This is a genomic window from Geobacter sp. (genome assembly GCF_027327745.1).
Lineage (GTDB): Bacteria > Desulfobacterota > Desulfuromonadia > Geobacterales > Geobacteraceae > Geobacter.
Map to the genome: position 1 here is coordinate 84,921 of NZ_DAHVYG010000082.1, position 6,000 is coordinate 90,920.

Annotated in this window: 5 protein-coding genes; all 5 read left to right on the forward strand. The window is 63.8% G+C overall.

Annotation, left to right across the window (positions count from 1 at the left end; genetic code table 11):
• The first annotated feature begins 33 nt into the window (after positions 1–33).
• The 5 genes from M6689_RS15545 to M6689_RS15565 all read left to right on the forward strand — a co-directional run bounded on the left by M6689_RS15545 (position 34) and on the right by M6689_RS15565 (position 5,975).
• Positions 34–1,374 carry an aldehyde dehydrogenase family protein gene (locus M6689_RS15545; protein WP_298273417.1) on the forward strand — a complete coding sequence of 447 codons (1,341 nt, stop codon included), beginning with the start codon at positions 34–36 and terminating at the stop codon, positions 1,372–1,374.
• Positions 1,375–1,460: 86 nt separating this feature from the next.
• Positions 1,461–1,631 (forward strand): hypothetical protein, encoded by a 171-nt coding sequence (locus tag M6689_RS15550; RefSeq protein WP_298273418.1) that lies wholly within the window; start codon positions 1,461–1,463, stop codon positions 1,629–1,631.
• A 67-nt stretch (positions 1,632–1,698) separates the two neighbouring features.
• Positions 1,699–2,115: a NifB/NifX family molybdenum-iron cluster-binding protein gene (locus tag M6689_RS15555; protein ID WP_298273419.1), complete on the forward strand. Its 417-nt coding sequence runs from the start codon at positions 1,699–1,701 to the stop codon at positions 2,113–2,115.
• A gap of 7 nt (positions 2,116–2,122) precedes the next feature.
• On the forward strand, positions 2,123–3,142 hold the full coding sequence (locus M6689_RS15560; RefSeq protein ID WP_366949756.1) for a molybdopterin-binding protein: 1,020 nt from the start codon (positions 2,123–2,125) through the stop codon (positions 3,140–3,142).
• 37 nt (positions 3,143–3,179) lie between these two features.
• On the forward strand, positions 3,180–5,975 hold the full coding sequence (locus M6689_RS15565; protein ID WP_298273421.1) for a molybdopterin-dependent aldehyde oxidoreductase: 2,796 nt from the start codon (positions 3,180–3,182) through the stop codon (positions 5,973–5,975).
• The last annotated feature ends 25 nt before the right edge of the window (positions 5,976–6,000 follow it).

Genomic DNA, 6,000 nt, shown 5'->3' on the forward strand with positions numbered 1-6,000 from the left:
CCAAAATTACCGGTGGGGAGAAAGGAAACAGTCATGTCGAATGTATCAGCGCAGATCAATCAGATGATAGCAAGGGCAGAGAAGGCGGCGGAGTCGTTCAGGGGATTCACCCAGCTCGAAGTCGACAGGGTCGTGTCCGCCATGGCAAGGGCCGGCGTGGCCAACGAGCGGAAGCTGGCGGAGATGGCGGTGGAGGAGACCGGCATCGGCAACGTGGAGGACAAGGTCATAAAGAACCACTTCGGTACCCAGGTGGTCTATGACTACATGCGGGGGAAGCCGTCGGTCGGCATCATCGAGGAGGAGGACGGCATCCTCTCCATCGCCGAGCCGTTCGGCGTGATCGCCGCCGTCACGCCGGTGACGAACCCGGCCGCAACGACCCTCTTCAAGGCACTCATCGCCCTAAAGGGGCGCAACGTCATCTGCTTCGCCTTCCACCCCAAGGCCCAGAAGTGCAGCGAGGAGGCCGCCAGGATCATGCTTGAGGCCGCCGTCGAGGCCGGTGCCCCGGCCGACTGCATCCAGTGGATCACCGAGCCGTCCATCGAGGCGACCGATGCCCTCATGAAGCACCCCAACGTGGCCCTGGTCATCGCCACCGGCGGCGGCGCCATGGTCAAGGCGGCCTACAGCTCGGGCCACCCGGCCCTTGGCGTCGGACCCGGCAACGTGCCGGTCTACATCGAGAAGACCGCCAACCTTGAGATCGCCATCCCGGACGTGATCGCCTCCAAGACCTTCGACAACGGCACCATCTGCTCCTCGGACCAGTCGGTGATCTTCGACGACAAAGCCGTTGCCGAGAAGGCGCTCCAGCTCTTCAGGGAGAAGGGGGCCTACCTCTGCAGCGAGGAAGAGAAGGCCAGGCTCGAAGCGGTCATGTTCGACAAGGAGCGCGGCGTCCCCTCCATGGCCATCGTCGGCAAGAGGCCCCAGTTCATCGCCGAACTGGCCGGGTTCACCATCCCTGCCGAGGTGAAGCTGCTGATGGTGCCGCTGACCACCACCGGCCCCGAGGACTGGATGAGCCACGAGAAGCTTTCCCCGGTCCTCGGCTGGTACATCGTCGACAGCAGGGAGAAGGCGATCTCCGCCGCCGTCTGCCAGCTGGAGTTCGGCGGCGCCGGCCACTCGGCCGTGGTCTTCACCGAGGACGAAGAGGTGGCGAAGGAGTTCGCCCTCCGGGTACCGGCCAACCGGGTCGTCTGGAACCAGCCCTCGGTCCACGGCACCATCGGCGCCCTTTACAACGACCTGGTGCCGTCCCTCACCCTCGGCTGCGGTGCCATGGGGGGGAACATCACCACCGAGAACGTCGGCTACAAGAATCTCCTCAACATCAAGCGGGTTGCCCGAAGAAAGGCCGCCTGAGTCTAAATTTCCCCTTCACATCACAATCCGGCGGGGTCGCTGCGGATCGCGGCCCCGCCTCCAGCCACCGGGACAGGAGAGACACGATGGCACAGGTGACGTGCGCCGTGTGCGGAGCGACGGCCGATTCCGATGATTACCGCGTCAAGAGCTGCACGGTCTGCGGCGCCTGGTACTGTTACCGCCATCTTGGCCAGTACAAGTCGCAGTGTACGAAGTGCAAGACCTATACGCTCAAGAATCTCCATGGCCGGTGACGGTCAGGCTCAATGTTCAGATGTGGAGAATTGATGCGGTGTAGATGTTTTCCCCAGGAGGCTTTCGATGCGGCTCTGCTTTCCCATAAACGACAATGCAGGCACAGCCAGCACGGTGTACGGGCACTTTGCCTCGGCCCCCCGGTTTCTGGTGGTCGATACCCGCGACGACCGTTGTACGGCCATTCCCAACTGCGACCGCAACCATCCCTTAAGTGGGTGCAATCCGTTCAGCGCCCTGCGGGGAGAGCGCCTCGACGCCATTATTGTCGACGGGATCGGCGACGATGCGCTTCGGGCCATGAATCTCTGCGGTTTCCCGGTCTACCGGGCGGGTTCCGTTACGGTGGAGAAGAACGTGGCGCTCTTCGACAGCGGCAGTCTGATCGAACTGACGGTTCAGCAAAGTCATCTGGAAGGGCGCTGTTCGTCCGGCGAGAGCGGCTGCAACTGCAGCGATCACTGCCATCCGACGGAGGAATAATCCCATGATGAAAGAGATTCCCGTGCAGCAATCGGTCGGCAGGGTGCTGTTCCACGACATAACCCGCATTGCTCCGGGTGAGTTCAGCGGCCGGGCCTTCAAGAAGGGTCACATCATCGCCCCGGACGATGTGGAGCAGCTTCTCAGGCTTGGCAAGGACCACATCTATGTCCTCGAACTGGAAGAGGGGTTCGTGCATGAGGATGCGGCCGCGGTAAGGATTGCCAGGGCGGCGGTGGGGCCAGGAGTACAGATGCTGCCGCCGGCCGAAGGGAAGGTGCGGCTCATGACAGCGCGTCCGGGACTGCTGAAAGTGAATGTCGCGGCCCTCGACCGGATCAATGCCATCGAAGAGGTGGTCTTTGCCACCGCCCATACAAACCGGCCGGTGGCGACCCGGAAGCTGGTGGGAGGAACGAGGATCATCCCCCTCTACACCGAAGAGGAGAAAATCAGTGCGGTGGAAGATATCTGCCGGGAGTACGGAGCGGTCATCGAAGTGATACCGCTGCAATCCCTGAAGGTGGGGCTCGTCACCACCGGCAACGAGGTCTATCACCAGCGGATCGAAGACAAGTTCGGACCGGTGGTCGACGCAAAGATCCGGGCGCTCGGGAGCACCATCCACCGGCAGATCCTGGTTCCGGACAGCATCCCCCTGACGGTCCAGGCCATTCACGATCTCATCAGCGAAGGGGTCGGCATGGTCGTGGTGACCGGCGGGATGTCGGTGGACCCCGACGACCGGACCCCGGCCAGCATCCGGGCCGCCGGGGGGCGGGAAGTGACCTACGGCTCGCCCACCTTCCCCGGCTCCATGTTCATGCTGGCATATATCGGCGATATCCCGGTGGTCGGGGTGCCCGGCTGTGCCATGTACAACAAGGCGACCGTCTTCGACCTTATCGTTCCCCGCATCCTGGCCGGCGAGCGGCTGACCCGGAAGGATTTTACCACTCTCGGCCATGGGGGACTCTGTCTCGGTTGCAGCGACTGCCGCTTCCCCGATTGCGGCTTCGGCGCCTAGCGGCGCCTTGATTCATATCCCACAAGGAGGAAATCCAATGCAAAAGAAGGTTCTCGTCGTCAACGGCATCGAAAGAACGCTGATCGTTGACCAGGAAGCGCTCCTGTCCGATGTGCTGCGCAAGCAGCTCCATCTGACCGGGACCAAAGTCGGCTGCGGCACCGGCATGTGCGGCGCCTGCAACGTGATCGTGGACGGCAAGCTCGTCCGTTCGTGCGTGGTGCGGATGAAGCGGATCGAGGCCCGGGCCGAGATCACCACCATCGAGGGGATCGGCACCCCGCTCAACCTCCACCCCCTGCAGCAGGCGTTCATCTTCCACGGGGCGCTGCAGTGCGGCTTCTGTACCCCGGGCTTCATCGTCTCCGCCAAGGCGCTCCTCGATGTCAACCCGCGGCCGACCCGCGAAGAGGTGCGGGACTGGTTCCAGAAAAACCGCAACGCCTGCCGCTGCACCGGCTACAAGATGATCGTCGACGCGGTCATGGACGCCGCCAGGGTGCTCCGCGGCGAGATGCCCGCCTCTGCCCTGGAGTTCAAGCTCCCGGCCGACGGCAAGGTCTACGGCACCTGCTATCCGCGTCCCACCTCCGTCGCCAAGGTGACCGGCACCTGGGACTTCGGCGAGGACATGGGGACCCAGCTCCCCGAAGGTACACTCCAGTGCGCCCTGGTGCAGCCGGAGGTTTCTCACGCCATCATCAAGGGGATCGATACCTCCGAGGCGGAGCGGATGCCGGGGGTCTTCAAGGTGGTGACCCACAAGGACGTGAAGGGGAAAAACCGCATCACCGGCCTCATCACCTTCCCCACCAACAAGGGGGACGGGTGGGACCGTCCCATCCTGAACGACACCAAGATCTTCCAGTACGGCGACGTGGTGGCCATCGTCTGCGCCGACACCAAGGAAAATGCCAAGGCCGCCGCCGCCAAGGTGAAGGTGGACCTGGAGGTCCTGCCCGCCTACATGAACGCCCCGGCCGCCATGGCAGAGGACGCCATCGAGATCCATCCCGGCACCCCCAACATCTACTACGAGTTGAACGTGAAGAAGGGTGAGGAGACCGCGCCCATCATGGAGAAGGCCGCTCACGTGGTGGAGGGTGAGTACTACCTCCAGCGCCAGCCCCACATGCCGATCGAGCCGGACGTGGGCTTCGCTTACATCGACGACCAGAAGCGGGTGGTGGTCCACTCCAAGTCGATCGGCATCCACCTCCATCTCTACATGATCGCCCCGGGCCTCGGCCTGGAGCCGGACCAGCTGGTCATCGTCCAGAACCCGACCGGCGCCACCTTCGGCTACAAGTTCAGCCCCACCATGGAAGCCCTGATCGCCGCCGCCACCATGGCCACCGGCCGCCCCTGCTTCCTCGGCTACGACTGGTACCAGCAGCAGACCTACACCGGTAAGCGTTCGCCGTTCTGGCTCAAGGCGAAGCTGGCGGCCGACGAGAACGGCAAGTTCCTCGCCCTGGAGAGCGACTGGTCGGTGGACCACGGACCGTACTCCGAGTTCGGTGACCTCCTCACCGTCCGTGGCGCCCAGTTCATCGGCGCCGGCTACGACATCAAGAACATCCGCGGCGTAGGCCGCACCGTCTGCACCAACCACGGCTGGGGCTCCGCCTTCCGCGCCTACGGCTCACCCCAGAGCTTCCTCGCCTCCGAGTCGCTGGTGGACGAGCTCGCCAAGAAGATGGGGATGGACCCGTTCGAGCTCCGCTACATCAACTGCTACCGCCCCGGCGCCACCACCCCGACCGGCCAGGAGCCGGAAGTCTACTGCTTCCCGGAGATGTTCGACATCATGCGTCCCAAGTACCGGGCGGCACTGGAGAAGGCCAAGGCCGAGTCGACCGAAACGAAGAAGCGCGGCGTCGGCGTATCCCTCGGCATCTACGGCTGCGGCCTCGACGGCCCCGACACCTCCGGCGCCTGGGCTGAGCTCCTCCCCAACGGCGACGTCATGGTCGGCAACGCCTGGGAAGACCATGGCCAAGGTGCGGACATGGGAACGGTGGCGTTCGCCCACGAAACGCTCCGCCCCCTGAACCTCAAGCCGTCGCAGATCAAGCTCAGCCTGAACGACACGAGCCTGCACCCCAACTCCGGCCCCTCCGGCGGGAGCCGCCAGAACGTGGTCACCGGCAACGCCATCAAGGCGGCGTGCACCCTGCTCCTCGACGCCATGCGTAAAGCTGACGGCACCTTCCGCAGCTACGACGAGATGGTCAAAGAGGGGATCGCGGTCAAGCACGAGGGGAGCTGGACCACCCCCTGCACCCACATGGACGACAACCAGCAGGGGAAACCGTTCTGCATCTACATGTACTGCCTCTTCATGTCCGAAGTCGAAGTGGACGTCACCACCGGCAAGACCACGGTTGTCAAGATGACCACCGTTGGCGACTACGGCACCATCACCAACCGGCTCGTCGTCGACGGCCAGGTGTACGGCGGCCTTGCCCAGGGAATCGGCCTGGCGCTGACCGAGGACTTCGAGAAGCTCGACAAGCACACCAACCTGATCGGTTCCGGCTTCCCGTTCTGCAAGGACATCACGGACGACATGGAGCTGATCTACCTGGAGACCCCGCGTGCGGACGGGCCGTTCGGCGCCGCCGGCGTAGGCGAGGGGCCGCTCACCTCGCCCCACGTCTCCATACTCAACGCCATCGACAACGCCTGCGGCGCCCGCATCAGGGCCATTCCGGCCTATCCGGAAAAGGTTCTGAAGGCCATCAAGTCCGACAAGAAGGCCTACGACGTGAGCGACGCCGTTGAAGACGGCTACATGTCCCAGGGTGGTATCGATACGCTGAAGAAGTAAAGATGTGATGCAGTAAGCGGCGGAC

Coding starts and splice junctions, on each gene's coding strand:
- M6689_RS15545 (WP_298273417.1), top strand. CDS start 34: ATGTCGAATGTATCAGCGCAGATCAATCAGATGATAGCAAGGGCAGAG.
- M6689_RS15550 (WP_298273418.1), top strand. CDS start 1,461: ATGGCACAGGTGACGTGCGCCGTGTGCGGAGCGACGGCCGATTCCGAT.
- M6689_RS15555 (WP_298273419.1), top strand. CDS start 1,699: ATGCGGCTCTGCTTTCCCATAAACGACAATGCAGGCACAGCCAGCACG.
- M6689_RS15560 (WP_366949756.1), top strand. CDS start 2,123: ATGAAAGAGATTCCCGTGCAGCAATCGGTCGGCAGGGTGCTGTTCCAC.
- M6689_RS15565 (WP_298273421.1), top strand. CDS start 3,180: ATGCAAAAGAAGGTTCTCGTCGTCAACGGCATCGAAAGAACGCTGATC.